17 protein-coding genes are annotated in these 20234 nt (G+C 64.4%); 3 read left to right on the top strand and 14 right to left on the bottom strand.

Going from position 1 to position 20234, the window contains the following annotated elements; genetic code table 11:
• Positions 1-76: 76 nt before the first annotated feature.
• On the bottom strand, positions 77-1804 hold the full coding sequence (locus tag FO013_RS09300) for a thiamine pyrophosphate-dependent enzyme (RefSeq protein WP_143922250.1): 1728 nt from the start codon (positions 1802-1804) through the stop codon (positions 77-79).
• Between the two features lie 140 nt (positions 1805-1944).
• On the opposite strand from FO013_RS09300, the gene FO013_RS09295 reads away from it, so the two are divergent.
• Complete coding sequence (locus FO013_RS09295) at positions 1945-4815, top strand: aminotransferase class I/II-fold pyridoxal phosphate-dependent enzyme (protein WP_143922249.1); 2871 nt, start codon at positions 1945-1947, stop codon at positions 4813-4815.
• Positions 4816-4964: 149 nt separating this feature from the next.
• Here FO013_RS09295 and FO013_RS09290 read toward each other — a convergent pair whose 3' ends face one another.
• Genes FO013_RS09290 through FO013_RS09270 form a run of 5 tightly spaced genes read right to left on the bottom strand, consistent with a single transcriptional unit; the run spans position 4965 to position 10784 of the window.
• A complete protein-coding gene (locus FO013_RS09290; protein ID WP_143922248.1) occupies positions 4965-6191 on the bottom strand; it encodes an acetyl-CoA C-acetyltransferase in 1227 nt (408 codons plus the stop codon).
• A gap of 50 nt (positions 6192-6241) precedes the next feature.
• Complete coding sequence (locus FO013_RS09285; protein WP_143922247.1) at positions 6242-7420, bottom strand: acyl-CoA dehydrogenase family protein; 1179 nt, start codon at positions 7418-7420, stop codon at positions 6242-6244.
• Between the two features lie 22 nt (positions 7421-7442).
• On the bottom strand, positions 7443-9110 hold the full coding sequence (locus FO013_RS09280; protein ID WP_143922246.1) for an AMP-binding protein: 1668 nt from the start codon (positions 9108-9110) through the stop codon (positions 7443-7445).
• Positions 9107-9997, bottom strand: a complete 891-nt coding sequence (locus FO013_RS09275) for an alpha/beta fold hydrolase (RefSeq protein ID WP_143922245.1) — start codon at positions 9995-9997, stop codon at positions 9107-9109. Before FO013_RS09275 ends, FO013_RS09280 begins: the two co-directional genes overlap by 4 nt.
• Position 9998: 1 nt before the next feature.
• Positions 9999-10784 carry a hypothetical protein gene (locus tag FO013_RS09270; RefSeq protein ID WP_186293033.1) on the bottom strand — a complete coding sequence of 262 codons (786 nt, stop codon included), beginning with the start codon at positions 10782-10784 and terminating at the stop codon, positions 9999-10001.
• A gap of 41 nt (positions 10785-10825) precedes the next feature.
• Between FO013_RS09270 and FO013_RS09265 the strand changes: the two genes are divergently transcribed.
• Positions 10826-11467: a TetR/AcrR family transcriptional regulator gene (locus FO013_RS09265; RefSeq protein WP_186293032.1), complete on the top strand. Its 642-nt coding sequence runs from the start codon at positions 10826-10828 to the stop codon at positions 11465-11467.
• A gap of 13 nt (positions 11468-11480) precedes the next feature.
• On the opposite strand, the gene FO013_RS09260 is transcribed toward FO013_RS09265, so the two are convergent.
• Together FO013_RS09260 and FO013_RS09255 are read right to left on the bottom strand one after the other, a co-directional pair.
• On the bottom strand, positions 11481-12005 hold the full coding sequence (locus FO013_RS09260) for a nuclear transport factor 2 family protein (protein WP_143922242.1): 525 nt from the start codon (positions 12003-12005) through the stop codon (positions 11481-11483).
• A complete protein-coding gene (locus FO013_RS09255) occupies positions 11998-13413 on the bottom strand; it encodes an MFS transporter (protein ID WP_143922241.1) in 1416 nt (471 codons plus the stop codon). The genes FO013_RS09260 and FO013_RS09255 overlap by 8 nt, the downstream gene beginning before the upstream one ends.
• 125 nt (positions 13414-13538) lie before the next feature.
• Between FO013_RS09255 and FO013_RS09250 the strand changes: the two genes are divergently transcribed.
• Positions 13539-14060: a MaoC/PaaZ C-terminal domain-containing protein gene (locus tag FO013_RS09250; protein ID WP_143922240.1), complete on the top strand. Its 522-nt coding sequence runs from the start codon at positions 13539-13541 to the stop codon at positions 14058-14060.
• A gap of 30 nt (positions 14061-14090) precedes the next feature.
• Here the strand turns inward: FO013_RS09250 and FO013_RS09245 are convergent, their stop codons facing one another.
• The 6 genes from FO013_RS09245 to FO013_RS09220 form a co-directional block, all read right to left on the bottom strand.
• Entirely contained in the window at positions 14091-14876 is a 786-nt protein-coding gene (locus FO013_RS09245; protein ID WP_313900580.1) for an amino acid ABC transporter ATP-binding protein, read from the bottom strand.
• Positions 14876-15670 (bottom strand): amino acid ABC transporter permease, encoded by a 795-nt coding sequence (locus FO013_RS09240; protein ID WP_143922360.1) that lies wholly within the window; start codon positions 15668-15670, stop codon positions 14876-14878. Before FO013_RS09240 ends, FO013_RS09245 begins: the two co-directional genes overlap by 1 nt.
• 186 nt (positions 15671-15856) lie before the next feature.
• The gene (locus FO013_RS09235; RefSeq protein WP_186293031.1) at positions 15857-16654 is read right to left on the bottom strand and encodes a transporter substrate-binding domain-containing protein; all 798 of its coding nucleotides are present in this window, start codon (positions 16652-16654) and stop codon (positions 15857-15859) included.
• 184 nt (positions 16655-16838) lie between these two features.
• Entirely contained in the window at positions 16839-17309 is a 471-nt protein-coding gene (locus tag FO013_RS09230; protein WP_143922239.1) for a heme-binding beta-barrel domain-containing protein, read from the bottom strand.
• Between the two features lie 53 nt (positions 17310-17362).
• On the bottom strand, positions 17363-18805 hold the full coding sequence (locus FO013_RS09225) for an MFS transporter (protein ID WP_143922238.1): 1443 nt from the start codon (positions 18803-18805) through the stop codon (positions 17363-17365).
• Between the two features lie 218 nt (positions 18806-19023).
• The gene (locus FO013_RS09220) at positions 19024-20226 is read right to left on the bottom strand and encodes an MFS transporter (protein WP_143922237.1); all 1203 of its coding nucleotides are present in this window, start codon (positions 20224-20226) and stop codon (positions 19024-19026) included.
• Between the last annotated feature and the right edge of the window lie 8 nt (positions 20227-20234).

Genomic DNA, 20234 nt, shown 5'->3' with positions numbered 1-20234 from the left:
GCGAATTTTCGACGAGAAGTCACCAACCGTTGGGTCCGTGGCTGTGCAGCCGGTGGGAGGGTGCGCATCGGCCCGCTCACACCCGGGCACCGCGGATCGCGGGATCCGTGAGGCAGCGGACGAGGGCTGGACCCTCATGAGCCAGGGCCTTCTCGAAGGCGTCCCGGAAGTCAGCGGTGCGTTCGACCGTCAGTCCCATACCGCCGAAGGCCGTGGCCAGGGCCGCAAAGTCGGGACTGGACAGGGCAGTTCCCGTTGCGCGACCCGGATACTCGCGGTCCTGGTGGCCGCGGATCGTGCCGTAGACCGAGTTGTCGTTGACGACGACGGTGAGGTTCACCCCGTACTGTGCGGCTGTGGCGAGCTCCTGGCCGTTCATGAGGAAGTCTCCGTCTCCGGCGATGCAGAACACGGGCCGCTCGGGATGGACGAGACCGGCGGCAACGGCGGCCGGGAGCCCGAAGCCCATCGAGCCGTTGCGCGGTCCCAGCGCCGAGGGGAACCCGTGCGTGGGCAGGAACCTGGTGGCCCAGCCCGAGAAATTCCCGGCCCCGTAGGTGATGATCGCGTTGTCCGGCAGCAGCTCCTTGACATGGACGAATGCCTCATCCATGTCGACGAAGCCGTCACCGGCATCATCAGAGCTAGAGCTCGCCGAGGTGGTGACCGGCACCCTCCATTCCTCGAGTTCGGCGCGGGCATCGCGGATCCAGTCCGGAAGCGGCACGGGCTCATCGTTGCCGCTCAGGTGTTCATCGCCGACAGCGGGTTCATCGATGGACCCGTCCGAGGAGACCGAATAGGCACGCGAACCGTCCTCGGTGAACAGGGCCTGGGCGAAGCGGTTGACCGAGGTGACGATGTGCTGGTCGAGGCTGCCGAAGTGTCCATGGGCGTCCGGGTCGGGGCCGATGACGACAGTCTTGGCCTCGGTGCCGATCGTGAACGAATCGGTGGCCACATCGGTGCGGACACAGCCGAGGAAGATATGCAGGTCGGCTGAAGCGAAGGTTCTCTTGGCCACCGCAGAAGCGCCGAAGCCGAGCATGCCGAGGAAGTTGGGGCTGTCGTGGTCGATGCCGTCATAGGCACGGAAGGTGCCGATCACGCCGAGGCCGCGATCGCGCGACCATTGGGCGATCCTGCGGGAGGTGGCCGGCGACCAGTCCTCGCCGCCGATGATGAGCACAGGAGAATCGGCCTGGAGGATGCGGGCCCGCAGCTCGGTGACATCGCCGGCATACGGTGCGGCGGAACCGTGTGTGCGCGGGGCGAGAACTCGACCGCCGCTGGTCTGGACGAGCACCTCCTCGGGCAGGCCCACGACGACGGGACCCGGCCTGCCGGTCACGGCGGTGTGCATGGCATCGGCGACCACCTCGGCGGCCTTGTCCGGGTCATCGAGGGTCAGGACCTTCTTGGCCGTCGTCGAGAACCAACCGCCCAGATCGAATTCCTGGAAGGACTCGCGACCTCGCTGGGCGGTGGGGATGAGGCCGACGAACACGACGAGCGGCGTCGCATCCTGGTAGGCGGTGTGGACGGAGACCATGACGTTCGAGGCACCGGGACCGCGGGTGACCATGGCGATTCCGGGAATGCCGGTCATGCGTCCCTCGGCCACCGCCATGTAGCCGGCCCCGCCCTCTTGGCGGCAGACGATGGGGGCGATGGTCGAGTCGTGGAGGCCGTCGAGCACGTCGAGATAGGACTCGCCGGGGACCAGGTAGGCACGCTGGACGCCGTGGGCTTCGAGCTCCTTGACGAGGAGATGGCCGGCGGAAAGGGGCGCGGAGTTGTCCATGACTTCATGCTTATCATTCTTTTGTCTCATGTGGGTGGGCTGTTGAACATTCGGTCATGCAACGCCGTATGATCTTGGCACAACGGATTCCGCAGGGGATCGCTCGACATCGAGATACTTCATCGCCAGGAGGCTCAAGTATGACCGGCATCGGCTCCGACGAACACTCGGGACAGGCATCATTCATGCCTGGACCGGCAGCGGCCGGAGGGACGCCCCGGAAACGGTTGGACTCTCACTCGTCTGGGGGATCCACAGAGACGGGATTCCGGTCTCGGCCGAAGAAGTCGCAGCTCGAACGCGATCCGGGAATGCCTGCGAGCACCTGGCGTCTGCGCTCGGATGCCTGGGAGTACCTGAAGTTCGCGATCAAACGTCTGGCCATCAGCGGCGGGGACTTCTCGATGATCGCCGCCGACGGTGAGGTCTGGCGTTCGCTGCGGTCGCTGAAGACGATCGAACTGTACTGGGGCGGCTTCGGGCAGCGCTACGTCGAGGACATCGCCGAGCTGCTCTCCAACGGTGAGTTCGACAAGGCCCATGACATGATCACGCGTGCCGTCAATCGCCTGCGCGGAACCACAGTCCCCGACGTCGCCGAGGATGACCTCACCGAGGACGAGCGCGCAGAGCACAAGGACCGCCAGGATTCGCGCCCCCGCTTCGAGGTCCTCATCGTCGATGAGACCACAGAGGGCGGCCGGGATGAGCTGCATACCGACCTGCTCAAGCTGCGCCACTCCTCCGACCAGTTCATCTACGACTACGTCATCGTCCCCACCGCCGACGATGCAGTCGCGGCGGCGCTGACGAACCCGAACCTGCTCGCCTGCGTCATCCGCCCCGGCTTCACCGACCGGACCCGACAGGTGCTCAGCCGCGATCTGCGCAGCGCCGTCGAGCTGGCCCATCAGGGAACAACCGACTCGCCGACGATGCCGATGAGTCCGCTCAATTCGGTCCGTCGAGTGCTGCGACTGGCAGACACTCTGGCCGGTCTGCGCCCGGAGCTCGACCTCTACCTCATGGCCGGTGCCCACATCGAGAGCCTGGCCGGAGCCCTGACCCATCGGTTCCGTCGTGTCTTCCGCCGTGAGGACCAGTTCGAGCTCCACCTGTCCCTGCTGCGCCGCGTCCAGCACCTCTATGACACCCCGTTCTTCACCGCGATCAGGGAGCACGCGCGCCGCCCGGCCGGTGTCTTCCACGCCCTGCCCGTCTCCCGTGGCGGCTCGGTCGTGGGATCGAAGTGGATCAGTGACTTCGTCGACTTCTACGGCCTCAACCTGCTGCTGGCAGAGACCAGTGCCACCTCGGGTGAGCTGGACTCCCTGCTGGCGCCGGTCGGCACGATCAAGAAGGCGCAGTCCCTGGCGGCCAGGGCCTTCGGCGCGAAGCGGACCTACTTCGTGACGAACGGGACCTCGACGGCGAACAAGATCGTCCACCAGGCCGTCGTCTCACCCGACGAGGTCGTCATGGTCGACCGCAACTGCCACAAGTCGCACCACCATGCGCTCATGCTCACGGGCGCCAGGACCGCCTACCTCGAAGCGTACCCGCTCAACGACGTCGCCTTCTACGGCGCGGTGCCGCTGAACCGGATCAAGCAGCTCCTGCTCGACTACCGGGCCGCCGGCCGCCTCGATGAGGTCCGGATGATCACGCTGACCAACTGCACCTTCGACGGGATCGTCTACGATCCGGAGAAGGTCATGGCCGAATGCCTGGCGATCAAGCCCGACCTCGTCTTCCTCTGGGACGAGGCGTGGTTCGCCTTCGCCCGGTTCCACCCGGTCACCCGCAAGCGCACCGCCATGGTCGCCGCCGAGCGGCTCGAAGCGATCCTCGACACCGACGCCCATGGCAGGGCGTATCGCGAGCAGCGTGAGCGTCTCTTCGATGCAGAGACCGGTGAGCCCGCCCCCGACGAGGTGTGGCTGAACGAGTCGCTGCTGCCGCCGCCGGACGCGGTTCTGCGCGTGTATGCGACCCAGTCGACGCACAAGACGCTGACCTCGCTGCGGCAGGGGTCGATGATCCACGTCTACGACCAGGAGTTCTCCCACGGAGCGGAGGACTCGTTCCACGAGGCGTACATGACGCACACCTCGACCTCGCCGAACTACCAGATCCTCGCGTCCTTGGACTTGGGGCGCCGGCAGGTCGAGATGGAGGGCTTCGCCCTCGTGCAGAAGCAGCTGGACCTGGCGATGAGCCTGGCCTCCGCCGTCTCGCGCCATCCGCTGCTGAAGAAGACCTTCCGGGTGCTCACCGCGGCCGACCTCATCCCCGAGGAGTACCGGCAGACCGAGCGTACGATGCCTCTGCGCGATGGTCTGGCAACGTTCTGGCATGCGTGGACGACCGACGAGTTCGTCGTCGATCCCAGCCGTATCACCATCGAGATCAGCGGCACCGGAGTCGACGGGGACACCTTCAAACACGACTTCCTCATGGACCGCTACGGCATCCAGGTCAACAAGACGAGCCGCAACACGGTGCTGTTCATGACGAACATCGGCACGTCTCGGTCGGCCGTGGCCTACCTCATCGAGGTCCTCGTCAAGATGGCTGAGAAGTTCAACGACCCACACGAACTCCAGGCCGAATACTCCCTCGAGGAGCCGGCCGAGATCATGCCGCCGCTGCCGGACTTCAGCGCCTTCGCCCCGGAATACGCCGCCGAGGTACCGGCTGCGGATCCGTCGAGGCAGCTGCCCGACGGTGATCTGCGCACCGCTTACTACGCCGGGCTGCGCCGGTGGAACATCGAACACGTCCTCCCGGAGGAGTTGAGCCGGCGGGTCGAATCAGGAGATCAGCCGGTCTCTGCCGGGTTCGTCACACCCTACCCGCCGGGATTCCCCGTACTCGTGCCCGGTCAGATCATCACCGCCGAGGTGCTCGACTTCATGTCCGCCCTCGACACCAGGGAGATCCACGGCTACGACGCCCGGCTGGGCTACCGTGTCATCCTTCCGAAGGACGTACTCGAGTCGAAGAAGTAGGCGAACGTCCACACGCCTGGCCCCGGGCGCCTCGTCGAGAGTACAGCTGAGCCCCGAGAGCAGACTTCAGGGAGTCGACTCTCGACGCTCAGGTGTGCTGTCGATGCTCGGCCGGTGCGCGGCAGGTCTTCAGCCGCGCCGACCGGCGCTCAGCTCGCGAGGTTCTCGAAGACTGCTGCCATGCCCTGGCCGCCGCCGATGCACATGGTCTCGATGCCATAGTGCGAATCGCGGCGCTTCAGCTCGTGGAGCATGGTGGCCAGAATCCGACCGCCGGTTGCGCCGACCGGGTGTCCCAGTGAGATTCCGGAGCCGTTGACGTTGAGGCGTTCAGCGAAGTCGGACTCACTCAGCTTCCACTCGCGGGTGCAAGCCAGCGCCTGGGCTGCGAAAGCCTCATTGAGTTCGATGAGGTCCATGTCGGCGAGACTCAGCTCGGCGCGTTCGAGTGCCTTGGCCACTGCCGGCACGGGACCGATTCCCATCGTCTTGGGCGGAACGCCTGCGACGGCCCAGCCGACCATCCGGGCGAAGATGCGCAGCCCGAGTTCACGAGCCTTCTCCTCGGTGGTGATGATGCACAGTGCGGCTCCGTCGTTCTGACCGGAGGCGTTGCCAGCCGTCACGGTCGCCTCGGCGTCTGAGGACCCGAGGATCGGGCGCAGCTTGGCCAGCGATTCGACGTTCGCGTTCGGGCGGATGTGTTCGTCGGTCGTGATGACCTGCTCCGGGGCCTTCCGGGTCGCCGGGATCGTGATCGGTGCGATCTCGTCGTCGAAGCGGCCGGTGTCACGGGCCTTGGCTGCCTTCTGGTGCGAGGCGACGGCGAATTCGTCCTGCTCCTGGCGGCTGATGCTGTATTCGGCACGCAGATTCTCTGCGGTCTCGATCATCCCGCCGGGGACCGGGTAGTTCGTGCCGCCTGCGGTGACTCGGCCACGGGCCAGGCTGTCTTTGAGGTCGATACCGGAGCCCTTGACTCCCCAGCGGATCTCTTCGTTGAAGAAGGCACCGCGGCTCATGGTCTCGACGCCGCCGGCGATGACGAGGTCGGCGAATCCGGCGTTGATCATCGCATGGCCGTCGGCGATGGCCTGAAGGCCGGATCCGCAGCGACGGTCGATCTGACGGCCGGGTGTGGTGATCGGCAGTCCGGCGTCGAGGGCGACAACGCGGCCGATGGCCGGGGCCTCCATCGTGGGATAGCAGTTGCCGAGGATGACATCGTCGACGACGTCGACGTTCAGCCCGGACTTCGTGATGAGAGCCTCGAGGACCTGACGGCCAAGCTCCTCTGGTGGCAGATTCTTGAATTGGCCGCCGAATCCGCCGACGGCAGATCTCACGGGTTCACAGATGACGATGTTCTTCGACATTCTTCCTCCTCGGAAGGGTTGGTGGGTCTCAGCGTCTCAATAGGGGTGGCTCAACGTCCTAACAGTTCATCGGAGATGATGCGCATCTGGATCTCAGAGGAGCCCTCGAAGATCTTCGTCAACCGGGCATCACGCCAGTGACGCTCCACCGCGAAGTCCTTCGTGTACCCGGCACCACCATGGATCTGGACAGCCTCAGAAGTGACCTTCTCCGCCATCTCCGCGGCCAAGTATTTGACCATGGCGGCTTCCTTGTCACAGCGTGCACCAGAATCGATCTGCGTGCACACGTGATACATCAGTGCCCGGGACGCCTCGATCTGGGCGGCCATGTCAGCGACCTTGAACCGCAGATGCTGGAACTCAGCCAAGGGGTGGCCGAACTGGACCCGCTGCTTGAGATACGCGATCGAGTCCTCAAGTGCCGCCTGCGCCAAACCGATCGAGCGAGCCGCCGTATGCGCACGCCCCACTTCAAGACCCGACACCGCCTGGTAGAAGCCCCGATCTTCCTCACCCAGCAGTGCTTCGGCGGGCAGGTGGAAGTCGTCGAAGGCCAGATCCCAGGTCTTCCATCCGAAGTACCCGATCTTCTTCACCGCAGTCCCCGACATACCCTCAGGGAACTCACCCCGATTCTTCTCAACGAGGAACGCCGAGATCCCGCGATGGCGCTTGGCCTCATCGGTCGAGGTGCGGGCAAAGAGAATCACATAGTCAGCCTGATCAGCAAACGTGCACCACATCTTCGTGCCATTGATGACCCAACCACCGTCCTCGGCACGACTGGCCTTGCACCGAATATTGGCGACATCGGATCCCGCTTCAGCCTCGGACAGGGCGAAGGCACCCAAATACTCACCTGTGGCGACCTTCGGCAGCAGCCTGGCTTCCTGTTCGGGTGAGAAGCCACCGCCCATCCCGTTGCCCCGAGCCAGCAGTCCACCCACGGACATCCAGGCACGGGAGAGTTCCTCGGCGACGAGGCAGTACTCGAAGACGCCGAGTCCCAGGCCGCCGTATTCTTCGGGAATCAAAATGCCGAAGAACCCCATGTCGGCCATCTGAGACACGAACCAATCGGGGAACTGGCCTTCGATGGGGTCAAGCTCATTGGCCAGCGGCAGGACGACGTCGCGGGCGAACTCGCGAGCCAAGGCCTGGATCTCGAGCCTGTCCTCGGTCATGAAGTGCGGGGTGTTCGGCCTGGGCCTGGGTTTGTGCGTCATGGTGTATCTCCTCGCTTTGAAGTCACTTCTGCGTCCCGAGCGGCTTGGCCGCCCATTCGCGCAGGACGGCTGCCTTGATCTTCGACCCGTTGGTTCCGGCGGTCACGGGCATGGTCTCGACGAGGCGAACCTCGGTGGGAATCTTGAAGCTGGCCAAGCGCTCCTTGCAGTACGCCCTGATCTCCGCTGGATCCGGATTCGTGCCCTGCACGGGCTGGACGAAGGCGACCACCTCAGGCGCTCCCGCTTCACTGTTGCGCCCGACGACCTTGACGATCTCGACCTCGGGGTGGGTGATGAGGTGGAGTTCGATCTCGGCCGGGTCGACGAGGAATCCGCGCAGACGGATGACGTCGCCCATGCGGCACACGTATTCGAAGGAGTCGGGTCCCTGAGCGCGGCCGAGGTCGCCGGTGGCGAACCAGTCGTCGGTTGTGAAGTTCTTGGCGCCTTCACCCTTGTCACCGAGGTATCTGTCGACGATGTTCGCTCCGCGCAGCTGTACTTCGCCCTCTGACCCTTCGGGGACGTCGAGGTTTGAGAGCGGATCGACGATGCGGTACTCGTATGCGGGATCGGTCAGTCGTCCACCACCGGAGTAGCGAAGCTCCTCGGCAGTGTCGACGGGCCAGAACGAGGTGAGGGCGAAGACTTCGGAGGAGCCGTAGACGCCGACGGTCCGTGTTCCGAATTCTTCGGCGGCCCATTTCGCGATGTCTGCGGACATACCCTGGAAGTCGGCCACGCCGGCCCACTTCCACGAGCCGATCGTCGTGTCGGTCTCTTCGCATACACGGCGTACCCGCGAGAGCATGTCGTCGGCGCCGACGAAGTGCGAGCCGTTGAAGTGGCCCCAGGCCGACACGAGTTCCTGCTCGTCGAAGACGGGATGGAGGAGGACCGCGGCACCGCCGAAGAGCGCACCCATGCCCGCCGAGTATCCGAAGACACCGGAGTAGGGCAGCGGCTCGACGAGGACGTCGCCGGGCTCGAATCCCACGCGCGAGGCCACGTGCTGCGAATGGGAGACGACAGCGGTCTCTTTGTGGGCGGCCAGCTTCGGCATGCCCGTCGACCCCGAGGTCGTGAACGCGACCGACAGCCGGTCCGCGCTGGGTTCGACAGCCGACAGCTCCGGCGCCGAGGTGGTGGCACCGAGGCCAGGTACGACCACTGCACCTGAACCGAGGTCATAGTCGGCAGCAACAGGTTCCTCCGATGCCCCCGGCACGGCCCAGACGGCAACCGTGGGTGCGTCGTCCTGCGATTCGGCGACGGCCTTCGTCGCAGTGGCGAGGAAGTCGATGCCGCGGAATCCGTGAGCCATCACGAGGAGTTTGGGCCGTGCCCTGCTAAGTACATGTCCGACCTCGGCGACGTTGTAGCGGGTATTGACGCCGATGACGTGGGCTCCGCGGGCCGAGGCCGCGAACTGCCAGGCGTAGGAGTCTGCCCAACTGGGCAGCCAGACGGCCACGCAGTCGCCTTCGCCGACTTCATGCTCGGTGAGGAGGGTGGCGAACTGGTTCGCACGAGCCAGAAGATCGGCAACCCTGACACGGACGTGTCCGTGGTCGAGGCCGCCGGTCTGAGCGCTGGCAGGCACCGGGTCGATGAGGGCCAGTCGCTGCGGATCGGTTTCGACCCACGTCTTCAGATGGCCGTAGAGAGTGCTGGGCTGTGCGGTCATGATCGGGTGGTCTCCGTTCCTTCGTCACTGGCTTCCAGGGTGCGCACCCATGCGTCGACCTGGCTGGCGAAATCAGACATCTCCTCCATCGGATAATGCCCGATCCCGGGAAGGAACGTGAACGATCCTCGAGGGATGGACACAGCATCACGGCGGATCGCCTCGGCGTCGATCCAGAGATCATCCTCACCGGCGACGAGGATCGTGGGGCATGCGATGTCGGGCAATCCTGCGCTGACATCGTGACGGCCCCAACCGATGAGGTCCGAGTTCGAGATGATGGGATCTTCGCGGCAGTGCATGCGGGCGATGATCGAACGACGTTCCTCGCTGACGGCGGAGCCGACGACGGCGCGTGTGCCCCAGTAGGTGCGGTCGCTTCGCGAGGGCGTCGAGATGTCGTTGAGTTCGCGGGTCAGTCCCCGGATGGAGACGTGGCCACCGCTGGCCCCGGCGGCCATCGCGACCGCGGCCCGGATGCGGGACCCTGCCCGCACAGCGAGGTCGATCGTGATCTTCCCGCCGATGGAACATCCGACGGCGACGAAGCGGTCGATGCCCAGCTGATCGAGGACGGTGAGTGCGAATCGGGCATATTCGCCGAGGTCGGTCACCGGTCCGTGAGCAGCGGGTTCGCTGCGTCCGTGGCCGGGGAAGTCGGGGACGATGACGCGGTAGCCCAGTGCCGCGAGATCGGCGGCGACGTGAGCGTACTGGACGCCGCTCTGACCGGCGGTATGCAGAGCCAGCAGCGGGGTCGCGTGGATGTCGCCCCAGTCTTCGACGAAGGCGAGGCGGCCGTCGATGACGAGCTGGTGCGCACGCAGCGTGGTCACTGTTGAGGCGGTGGGGTCGGTTGGCTGTGTGGTTTCGGTCAGTGTTGTCATATCAGGCCACCTGCTGGGTCTCGATGGAAGTCGTGTGTGCGCCGACGTATCCGGCGGTGCCGGCGAGGGCGCGGGCGTTGTCGATGATGCGGATGAGCGCGCTTGTCATGCGCAGGTATTCGTAGCCGGATCCTGCCGATCGCATCTTCCCCAACATGGCGGTCTCCATGAAGCTGTTGTCGCCCGAAGTCATGAGATCGATGAAGACCTCGCCGGGGATGTCGAGGACGAAATCGGCACCCTTGATCGCGCGGGCCACGACCTCGAGGACCTGGCCGCGGTAGCAGCGGATGTGCACAGGGCGGCCGCCGATCGAGATCCCTATCGTTCCGTCGTAGGACTCGATGAGGCGGGCGAACGACTCGTCCTCGCGCAGCCGACGGTGGAGCTCGGCGTTCCACTCCCTGCTGCCGGGGCACAGCAGGCCGGAGAAGGAACCGGAACGGTCGAGGGCCCAGGTGTCGGGCATCGTGCCGGTGAAGGCCAACCGCAGGACGGCAGTGGCCCCGGTGCCATCGTCGAGGAAGGCAGTCACCTCGGCGCGCACACCTGCGTCCCGATCGGACAGGATCGCTGTGACGACCGCCGTCGGTGTCAGGGATTCGGCGATAGGCCCCTTCAGCTCGAGGTGTGCGGAGACCAAGTCCGCTGAGACCAGGTCGGAGGCGTCGATGATCTCGGTGCGAAGCGCAGTCGCCACAGCGTCAGCCAAGGCCAATGTCGAACCCGGTGCGAGAGTGGGGGCGGCAGCGAGCAATCGCTGTCCGGGTGCGAGCGGCGGTGTCATTGAGATTCCTTCCGAGGGGGCTTATGAGAAGATTGGTGGCAATGGACGAACATGTGGACAAGTCAGGCAGGCGGCGGGCTGCGCCACGTTTCATCGACCGCGAAACGGTCGTCGATGCGGCGCTCGAAGTGCTCGCAGCGAAGGGTTTCCACGGGGCGTCGACGCGTGAGATCGCGAAGGCAGCCGGGACCTCGCTGTCGAACCTCTACAACTACTTCGGTTCGAAGAGCGAGATCCTTGAGGTCGTCCTCGAGGACACTGCCCGCACGCTCGCCGACTCCCTCGAGGCGGCAGTGACTGCGGCCGGTGAAGCGCCGTTGGCCAGGCTTGATGCGGCAGTGCGGGCCTACGTCGATTTCATCGTGGAGAAGCCGCGCGCCTCGGTGGTGGGCATCACCGAGTTCCGTTACCTCGAAGGCGAGAACCGCGCCGAGGTGGTTACTCAGCGTGATCGGACGGAGAAGGTCTTCCGTACCGCCATTGCCGAGGGCCTCGATGCCGGAGCCTGCGATGTGCGCAACATCGGCTCGGCCACACGGGGTGTTGTGACTCTGTGCAACTCGATGTCCACGTGGTACCGGCCAGACGGCAGACTTTCGCCCGTCGAACTCGCCGATCTCCAGGTCGACCTGGTGTTCGGCCTCGTGCGTGCTGCGAACCGACCGGACAGCGCCGGTCGGTAGTCCGTAGCAGACCTCAGACTGACTGGCCACGATCGACTCGTTCCATGGTGCGCGCATCAGAGGCCCCGCTGGCGGGCGGGAATGAGAACCGCGCTGCGTCCCATCCGGCTTCGAGCGAGGACCAGAAGAAGAACGAAACTCTGCGTTCGGCGAAGCGCCACCCCTCTGCGGTGCGGACCATCGTGTCGGCGTAGCGACCCGCGGCCAACTGCGATTCGCCCTCGACGACGCAGGGCTGGAGCAGCCAGGTCGTGCCGGTGGCGAAGTCGCCGTCGAGGTCGACGGTTTCGTTCGAGCTGAAGTGCCACCACGAGGTCACGGTCGTCGAATTGAGCTTCGGGAAGAACTCGAGCATCTCCTCTCGACCGCGGGCGGTCGAGAGTCCGACGAATGCCCCGTCTTCGGTGAATGTGTCGGCCAGAGCATTCCAGTGTCCGTCATCGAGAGCCTGGCAGTAGCGGGCGCGAAGCTGTCCGATCGCCTGGATGTCCTCGAGGCGGGCGATGCGCTCCTCGAGTGCTGCATTGTGCTCAGACATGTTCGACACCTGCTGCTTCCGAAGCTTCGCGCTCCTCGATGTCACGAGTCGTCTCGTGCAGGTTGGCCTGGAAGCGCTCCTTGATCGTGTAGACGGCGATGAAGGTGATGATGGCCATGACGATGATGTAGGCCGATACGCTCGCCGAGGTGCCTGTGAACTCGATGAGGGAGACCATGATCATGGGTGCGAGTCCACCGGCGAAGACACTGGCGAGTTGGAACCCGAGAGAGGCTCCGAAGTAGCGAACGTCGGCGGGGAACATCTCCGCGAACAGTGCCGCCTGCGGGCCGAACATCATTGCATGCAGTGTGAGACCGACGATGAGAGACAGACCGACGAGGACAGGATTGCCGGTGTCGACGAGCCAGAAGAACGGGAATGCCCAGACTGCCATGAGCACTGTGCCCACAAGGAAGATCTTTCGCCGGCCGTGGCGGTCCGACCAGGCCCCGAAGTAGGGGATCGTGAAGATCTGAGTGGCAACGGCGAGGCAGACGATCATGATCATCGTCGTCTGTGAAAGACCGACGTTGGCCGTTCCGTAGGAGAGCATGCCGGAGATCATGACGTAGAAGGTGCCGTTGACGACGAAGAATGCTCCAGCTGCCTGGAGGATCTGACGCCAGTACCTGCGCACGGCGCCCAGCAGTGACACCTTGGGCATCTCCTTGCCGGCGGTCGCGGCCTGGGCCTTGGCCTGCATCGATTTGAAGACCGGAGTCTCTTCGATCTTCATCTGAACGAAGATGCCGACCGCGACGAGAAGGAGTCCGGAGAGGAAAGGCACACGCCAGCCCCATGCGATGAAGGCCTCTTCATCGACGAAGAGCAGGATGCAGAGGAAGAAGGCATTGCCGATGATGATGCCTGCGACGGTGCCGAGCTGAACGAGGGAGCCGTAGAAGCCGCGACGCTTGATGGGGGAGTGCTCGGTCAGCAGCAGTGTCGCGCCGCCCCACTGGGCGCCGACTCCAAGTCCCTGGATCAGGCGTGCGGTGATGAGCAGGATGGGTGCCCAGATGCCGATGGTGTCGTACCCGGGCAGCATGCCGATGGAAGCCGTCGCGAGGCCCATGATGACCATGGAAGCGACAAGGGGTCCCTTGCGTCCGAAGCGATCGCCGAGTGCTCCGGCGATGATGCCGCCGACTGGTCGTGCGATGAAGCCCACGGCGAGGGTGCCGAACGAGGCGATGGTGCCCAATGCGCCGTCGAGGGAGGGGAAGAAGATGTGCCCGAACACCAGCGCCGAGGCGGTGGAGTAGATGAGGAAGTCGAACCATTCGAGGGCTGTGGCGAGGACCGAGGCACTCGCCAGCTTCGTCATCTTGCTCTCCTCAGGGAGGTCAAGATCGACGGCGTCAGGCCCAGATCGGTCGACGGGTGGTTCGATTGTTGAGGCCATAGCACTCTCCTTTGAGCAGGGAAGAACGTTCGTTCTTGTATAGTGAGTATGGCAGGTCACATGAGGGCTGGCAATAGGGGGTCCGCAAAGGACCGTTCCGGCCCAGAAGAACGAAGGAGTCGGCAATGACGCAAGATCCCGCGCAGTCCGGACCGTCCCTGGGCAGGTCCATCTCCACCGATCACAGCCTCTACTTCGAGGACATGGACGTCGGCCAGATCTATCGGTCCTCCTCACGAACTCTCTCGGAGGCCGACCTCACACTGTTCTCCATGGTCTCCGGCGACTGGAACCAGGTGCACTCCGACGCCGAGTACATGGAGGCAGGCGGTGGTCGGCTCCTCCACGGAGTACTGGGGATCGCGGTGATTACCGGGCTGATGGACCGGGCCGGCTGGTTCACCAGTTCCGCGATCGCGATGACCGGCATCGACGACTGGAAGTTCAAGCGCCCGCTCCACATCGGAGACACGGTGACCATGGAGATGGAGATCCTCGGTAAGCGGCTGGTCTCGGCCGAGGACAAGGGATTCCTCGACCGGCAGTTCACCCTGTACAACCAGCATGGCGAGATCGCCCAACAAGGACGATGCGGCTTTCTCATCAAGCTTCGAGACGAGTGTGCAGCCGACGCGGAGGACTGGTGAGGCAGGCGCCCCAGGCTGGGGCAGGCGCCCCTACCCCAGCTGCCCGGGATTGAGGACGCGGGCGAGGAAGTCCTTCGTCCGCTGCTCCTGCGGGTTGCCGATGACCTCCCTGGCGGGTCCGGACTCGACGACGTACCCGCCGTCCATGAACAGGACGCGGTCGGCGACCTGCCGGGCGAACTCCATCTCATGCGTGACGACGACCATCGTCATGCCCGCCTCGGCGAGGTTGCGCATGACCTGGAGGACATCGCCCACGGTCTCTGGATCGAGTGCCGATGTGGGCTCGTCGAAGAGCATCACATCGGGGTCCATGCTCAGGGCCCTCGCAATCGCCACTCGCTGCTGCTGGCCCCCGGACAGGGACGAGGGCTTGGCATCGATCTTCTCAGACAGTCCCACCTTCGCCAGGTTCGCCTCGGCGACGGTGTTCGCCTCAGCCTTCGAGCGCCCCAGGACCTTGGTCTGGGCGATGGTGAGGTTCTCTCGCACGGTGAGGTGGCCGAAGAGGTTGAAGGATTGGAACACCATGCCGATGCGGGTGCGCGCGGCATCGATGTCGAGATCGAGGTCCATCATGTCCATGCCGTCGACGACGATCGAGCCGCCAGTCGGGGTCTCGAGCGTGTTGATGCAGCGCAGCATCGTCGACTTGCCGGAACCCGAGGGGCCGATGACGCAGACGACTTCGCCCTTGTCGACGTCGAGGTTGATGTCCGTGAGGACCTGGTTGGACCCGAAGCTCTTCTTGAGGTTCCGAATCGCGATGATCGGAGTCGCGGTCTCCCGCGCCGAGGTGGTGGCTGATCTGGACATTACTTCGCTCCTGGCTCGGCGGAACCGTATTTGCGTTCGAGGACACGTGAGAGATACGACAGCGGGATCGTGATGATGAGATAGCAGACCGCGATGACGATGAACGGGGTGAGGTTGGCTGTGTTGACGATCTCGGCTCGACCGAGTGCCGCGAGTTCGCGCCCGTCGACCGAGGACCCGAGGATGTAGGCCAGTGAGGAATCCTTCGTGAGCAGGATGAGTTCATTGGTCAGCGGCGGGAGGATGATGCGCATCGCCTGGGGCAGCACGATCGTGATCATCGCTCGCGAGGACGACATGCCCAGCGAGCGTGCTGCCTCGACCTGTCCCTTGGGCACCGCTTGAATGCCGGCGCGGATGGTCTCCGCCATGTACGCCGAGGACACGAGGCCGAGGGCGATCATGATGATGACCAGCTGGGGGAGTAGGAAACCGGGGAACGCGACGGGAAGCCCGAATCCCATGACGAGGAAGACGACGAGAGCCGGCAGTCCGCGGAAGAATTCGATGTAGATCGTCGCGAGCCAGCGATAGACGCCGACCGAGGACAGCCGCATGAGGGCGACGACGAGAGCGATGGCCAGCCCGAGGACGAAGCCGAGGGCCGTGAAGATAACGGTGTTCTTCAGCGCACCGGTGATGACCTCAGGAAACATGTCGACGGCGATGTCGACCCGGCCGAAGGAATCGATGAGCGTCGGCCAGTCGGCGACGAGCGCGATGACGACGGCTATGAGGATGAGGATCGCGTATTGGATGCCACGGGAGAGCTTGGCCTTCTGACGCTTGCTCATCTTGGCCTTGGGGGTGGCAGTGGCGAGAGGGACTGCGGGGCCGGTTGGGCCGTTGCCTCCGGTCGCGGGTGTTGGTGACATGGGTGAGTCCTTCAACGATGGTGGCGTGGTGTGCCGAGTCTGCTCAGGTCAACGGGCGGCCGGCCCAGACGTGAAAGTCGTGGCCGACCGCCCGGTCAGCGATCTCTATTTGGGAGCTTCGCCGAACCACTTCTTGTAGATCTTGTCGTACTCGCCGTTGTCCTTGATCTCCTTGAGAGTGTCGTCCACGGCCTTCTTCATCTGGGTGTTGCCCTTTTTCATGCTGATGCCGTAGTGCTCATCGGTCTTGATATCGAAGCCGATCGCGAAGCCCTTGTTCTCGGTGTTGTAGTTGTAGAGCACGCCGTTGTCATTGATCACGGCGTCGACCTGTCCGGTCTTGAGCGCTTCGAGGGACAGCGGCAGGTCCTCGTAGGTGATGACTTCCGAGTCCTTGAAGTTCTCGGTTGCGTACTCGAGTCCCGTGGTGCCGGCCTGGGCCGCGATCTTGAAGCCCTTGAGCGCTGCCTCGTCTTCTGCCTTCTTGTCGCCCTTGGTCAGAATCGCCTGGTTGGCAGCGAAGTACCCCTCTGAGAAGTCAGTGGCCTCTTGACGCTCGGGAGTGATCGTCGTCGCGGCTGCCGCGACATCGCACTTCTGCTGGTTGAATTCCGCGCCTGAGGTGATCGTCTCGAACGAGGTGTTGATGATCTCCTGCTCCACGCCGAGCTTCTTCGCCACGGCATCGACGATGTCGACGTCGAATCCGACCACCTCGCCGTCCTTCTCGAACTGGAAGGGCTGGTAGGACAGGTGGGTGCAGGTCGTCAGTTTGCCCTCTTTGACCAGAGGAACTCCACCTTCGCCGGTCGCTGCCGGCTCTGATTCGCCTCCGCCGCCGCACGCGGACAGAGCGAGCATGGCGCCGACGGCCACCGTGGCCAGAGTCAAGCGTCGTTTCATAGTTCCTCCAGGAGAGTCAGTGACATCGATGTCATAGAAAAGTGTCGCTCGCGCGGGAAAAGTCCGAGCAACGTCTGAAAGGAATCGTACCGTGTCTTGCATCACACGCATGACGAACGGAGCCTCGCCGAGGCGGTCGTTGCCAAATCGTAGTGTTGAAATTCCGTATCAGCCTGGGGCAGCGTCAGTCTTCGGCCCTGATGAGGTCCGAATGAAGGTGATGAGTCATGGCCGCACCAACTGCGGCCATTGAGAAGTCGACCGACAGCTGATTCTTCACCAGACGGTAGGTTCGAGCGGTTGCTGCAACGGGTTTCGCCGAGGCTGCCACGAGGACCTGCGGTGACTGCAGCTCGAGAACCAGTCCGTTCTCAGCTGCAGTCAGGGTTCCTTCGGCCAGTTCGGCGTGCCCGGTCGGTTGGGCCAGCACGAGTTCGACGGTCGAGGGCGTGGGGCTGCGCAGGAACCCCGTTTCCATGTGCAGGGGCCGTCCGTCGGGTGACCAGGTGCGCTGCTGATAGACCAGGAAGGGCTTGGCGACGTCGCGGAAGATCAGTTCTTCGCTGTAGTTGAACGGGTCGATCGTAGGGTAGTGGCCCGATCCCGGGCCCCGCCAAGTGCCGATCAAGGGCCTCAGCTGCGGTGAAAGTGCCATGGTCGTCCTCCCCAGGATCGGTTGCCTTCGTCTCGATCCTAGGGCATGAGGTCTCAGCTCAGCTGAGCTTCCATGTCGAGGTCAGAGGTGTCCTTGGCCAGGAACAGGGCGATGAGCGTGAGGATCGCCGCACCGATGATGTAGAGGCCGCAGTAGAAGATCGTTCCGCCTTCGGCCTGCCACAGGGCCACCATGACGAACGGCGCCGGACCCGCACCGATGACGCTGGACATGTTGTAGGAGATCGCTGAGCCCGTGTAGCGCACATTGGCAGGGAACAGCTCCGGCAGGTACGCGGCCATCGGACCGAATGTCAGTCCCATGAGGATGAAGCCGACGATCAGGGCGATGATGACGCCTGGGGTTCCTGCATTGAAGAGGACATTGACGACGAGGCCATAGGCGGCGATGAGAACCGTGACCCCCATGAGCATCGTGCGTCGCCCCAGCTTTTCGGCCAGCGGTCCGGAGACCACGGTGAAGATGCCGAAGAAGACGACGCCGATGATGAGGTAGGTGAGGAACTCACTCTTCGTATATCCCAGCCCAGCGACGAATCCGGCGGGATCGAAGCTCGTGCCGGCAGCCTCGGCGGCGGTCTTCGCCTGACCGGTGGTGGCTGGTGAGGTGCCGTAGGTGAGGGTGAACGCGGTCATGAAGTAGAAGATCACGTAGGTCGCGAACATGATGAAGGTGCCGAGGATCAGCGGCTTCCAGCTCGTCTTGAAGACGGCAGCGAGCGGGGCCTTGGAGATCTGCTGCTTCTGGGCGACCAGCTGGAAGGCGGGAGTCTCCATGAGGGACATGCGAACGTAGAGGCCGACGGCGACGAGGAGCGCCGAGAGCAGGAAGGGGATGCGCCAGCCCCAGGCGAGGAACGCCTCGGGGGATGTCCACTTGTTGAGGCCGACGAAGAGCAGGTTGGCGATGATGAAGCCGACAGGGGCGCCCAGCTGCGGGAAGGTTCCCCAGATGGCACGTTTGCCCTTCGGCGCGTTCTCGGTGGCCAGCAAAGCCGCACCCGACCATTCGCCGCCGAGTCCGACGCCCTGGCAGAAGCGCAGGAGGACGAGGAGCAGTGGGGCCAGGACGATCCAGCCCGGAGTGCTCGCGGTCGGGAGGAGGCCGATGAGGAAGGTGCCGATGCCCATGATGAGCAGGGACGCGATGAGTGTCTTCTTGCGGCCGATGCGGTCGCCGAAGTGGCCGAAGATGATGGAACCCAGGGGTCGGGCGACGAAGGCGACGCCGAAGATCGCGAAGGAGCTCAGCAGCTGGGTCGTCGACGTCTGATTGGGGAAGAAGAGGGCAGGGAACACCAGCGACGAGGCGGTCGCATAGGCATAGAAGTCGAAGAATTCGATCGTGGTGCCGACCATCGAGGCGGTGAGAACCTTGCCCCGGGTGTTGTTCTTCCGAGTCGCTGCGATGACATCGGATTCGGACTCCGGGCCCGGCTGAGCGCTCGGGTTTCCCGGCTGTGTATCGGTGGACATGTTCTTTTGTGCTCCGCTGTTGTCGAGATACGAAGGCACGGGCGGGATGGTGCTCGTGTCAGATGAAAGTCGCCGGACACAGGCGTGAAAGGCGACTGCTAGACACTACTCTTGTCTCACACAATGCGACCCGAAGGTACCAGAAGTTGAGATTACTTGTACGTCCGAGTGATCTGCACGACTCAGACCCCACGTCACGCCAGGACGTGAAGCCGGCCTCAGAGCTCGACGGTCGAGCGGTTCGTCGTGCCGCCTCGGCGGAGGGAGATCGCGATGACGAGGACGATGAGCCCGAGCAGACACAGGCCCACGCCCACCCAGGCCGGGGCGCGGTAGCCCAGGCCCGCGGTGATGACGATGCCGCCGAGCCAGGCGCCGAGGGCGTTGGCGAGATTGAACGCGGCATGGTTCATGGCCGCTGACAGGCTCGGTGCGTCGTGGGAGTCGCGCAGCAGGCGCATCTGCAGCGCGGTCGTGATCATCGAGCCGGCGATGCCGATGAGGAAGAGAGCGATGATCGCGACGGCCGGGATCTGGGTGAAGGCGCCGAACGCGGAGAGCACGATGGCGGAGAGGATCATGCCGCCGATGCCAGAGCGTTCGATGGACTTGTCGACGAGGGGCCCGGCGATGAGGGAGCCGGCGGTCATGCCGAGTCCGTAGACGGCGAGAACCCAGGGGATCGCGACCTCCGGGACGCCGGCGACGTCGGTCATGGTCGGGGCGATGTAGGTGTAGACGGCGAACATGCCGCCGAAGCCGACGGAGCCGGCAACGAGGGTGAGGATGATCTGCGGTCGGGCCAGGGCCTTCATCTCACCGCGAGCCGAGGGCACGCCGCGAAGCTTCACGCGGGGTACGCCGACGGCGACCATGATGACGGTGAGGATGCCGAGAGCGGCGACGAGGGCGTAGGCGCTGCGCCAGCCGAGCATGTTGCCAAGGGCCGTGGCGATGGGGACGCCGACGATGTTAGCGATCGTCAGACCCAACATCACGCGTGCCATCGCTCGCCCGCGGCGGTTCGGGGGCACGAGCGAGGAGGCGACGATGGCGCCGATGCCCAGGTAGGCGCCGTGGGGCAGTCCGCTGGCGAAGCGCGCAATATTGAACAGGGTCGCGTCGGGTGCGAGCATCGAGGCGACGTTGCCGAGGGCGAAGAGACCCATGAGGCCCAGCAGCAGGTTCTTGCGGTCCATGTGCGCAGCGATCGTGGTGATCAGTGGTGCCCCGACGACGACGCCGATGGCGTAGAACGACACGGCGTGGCCGGCCTGGGGCACGGTGATGCCGAGTTCGCGCGCGATATGGGGCAGCAGGCCCATCGTGGCGAACTCGGTCACACCGATGGCAAATGCGCCGATCGCTAAGGCGAAGACGGCGAACTTGTAGACGCGGCGTGGCACCGGAGCGTCGCTCATGGAGTTCC

It is taken from the genome of Brevibacterium aurantiacum (assembly GCF_007558825.1).
Lineage (GTDB): Bacteria > Actinomycetota > Actinomycetes > Actinomycetales > Brevibacteriaceae > Brevibacterium > Brevibacterium aurantiacum_A.
This window is presented reverse-complemented; position numbering and strand designations above follow the sequence as displayed.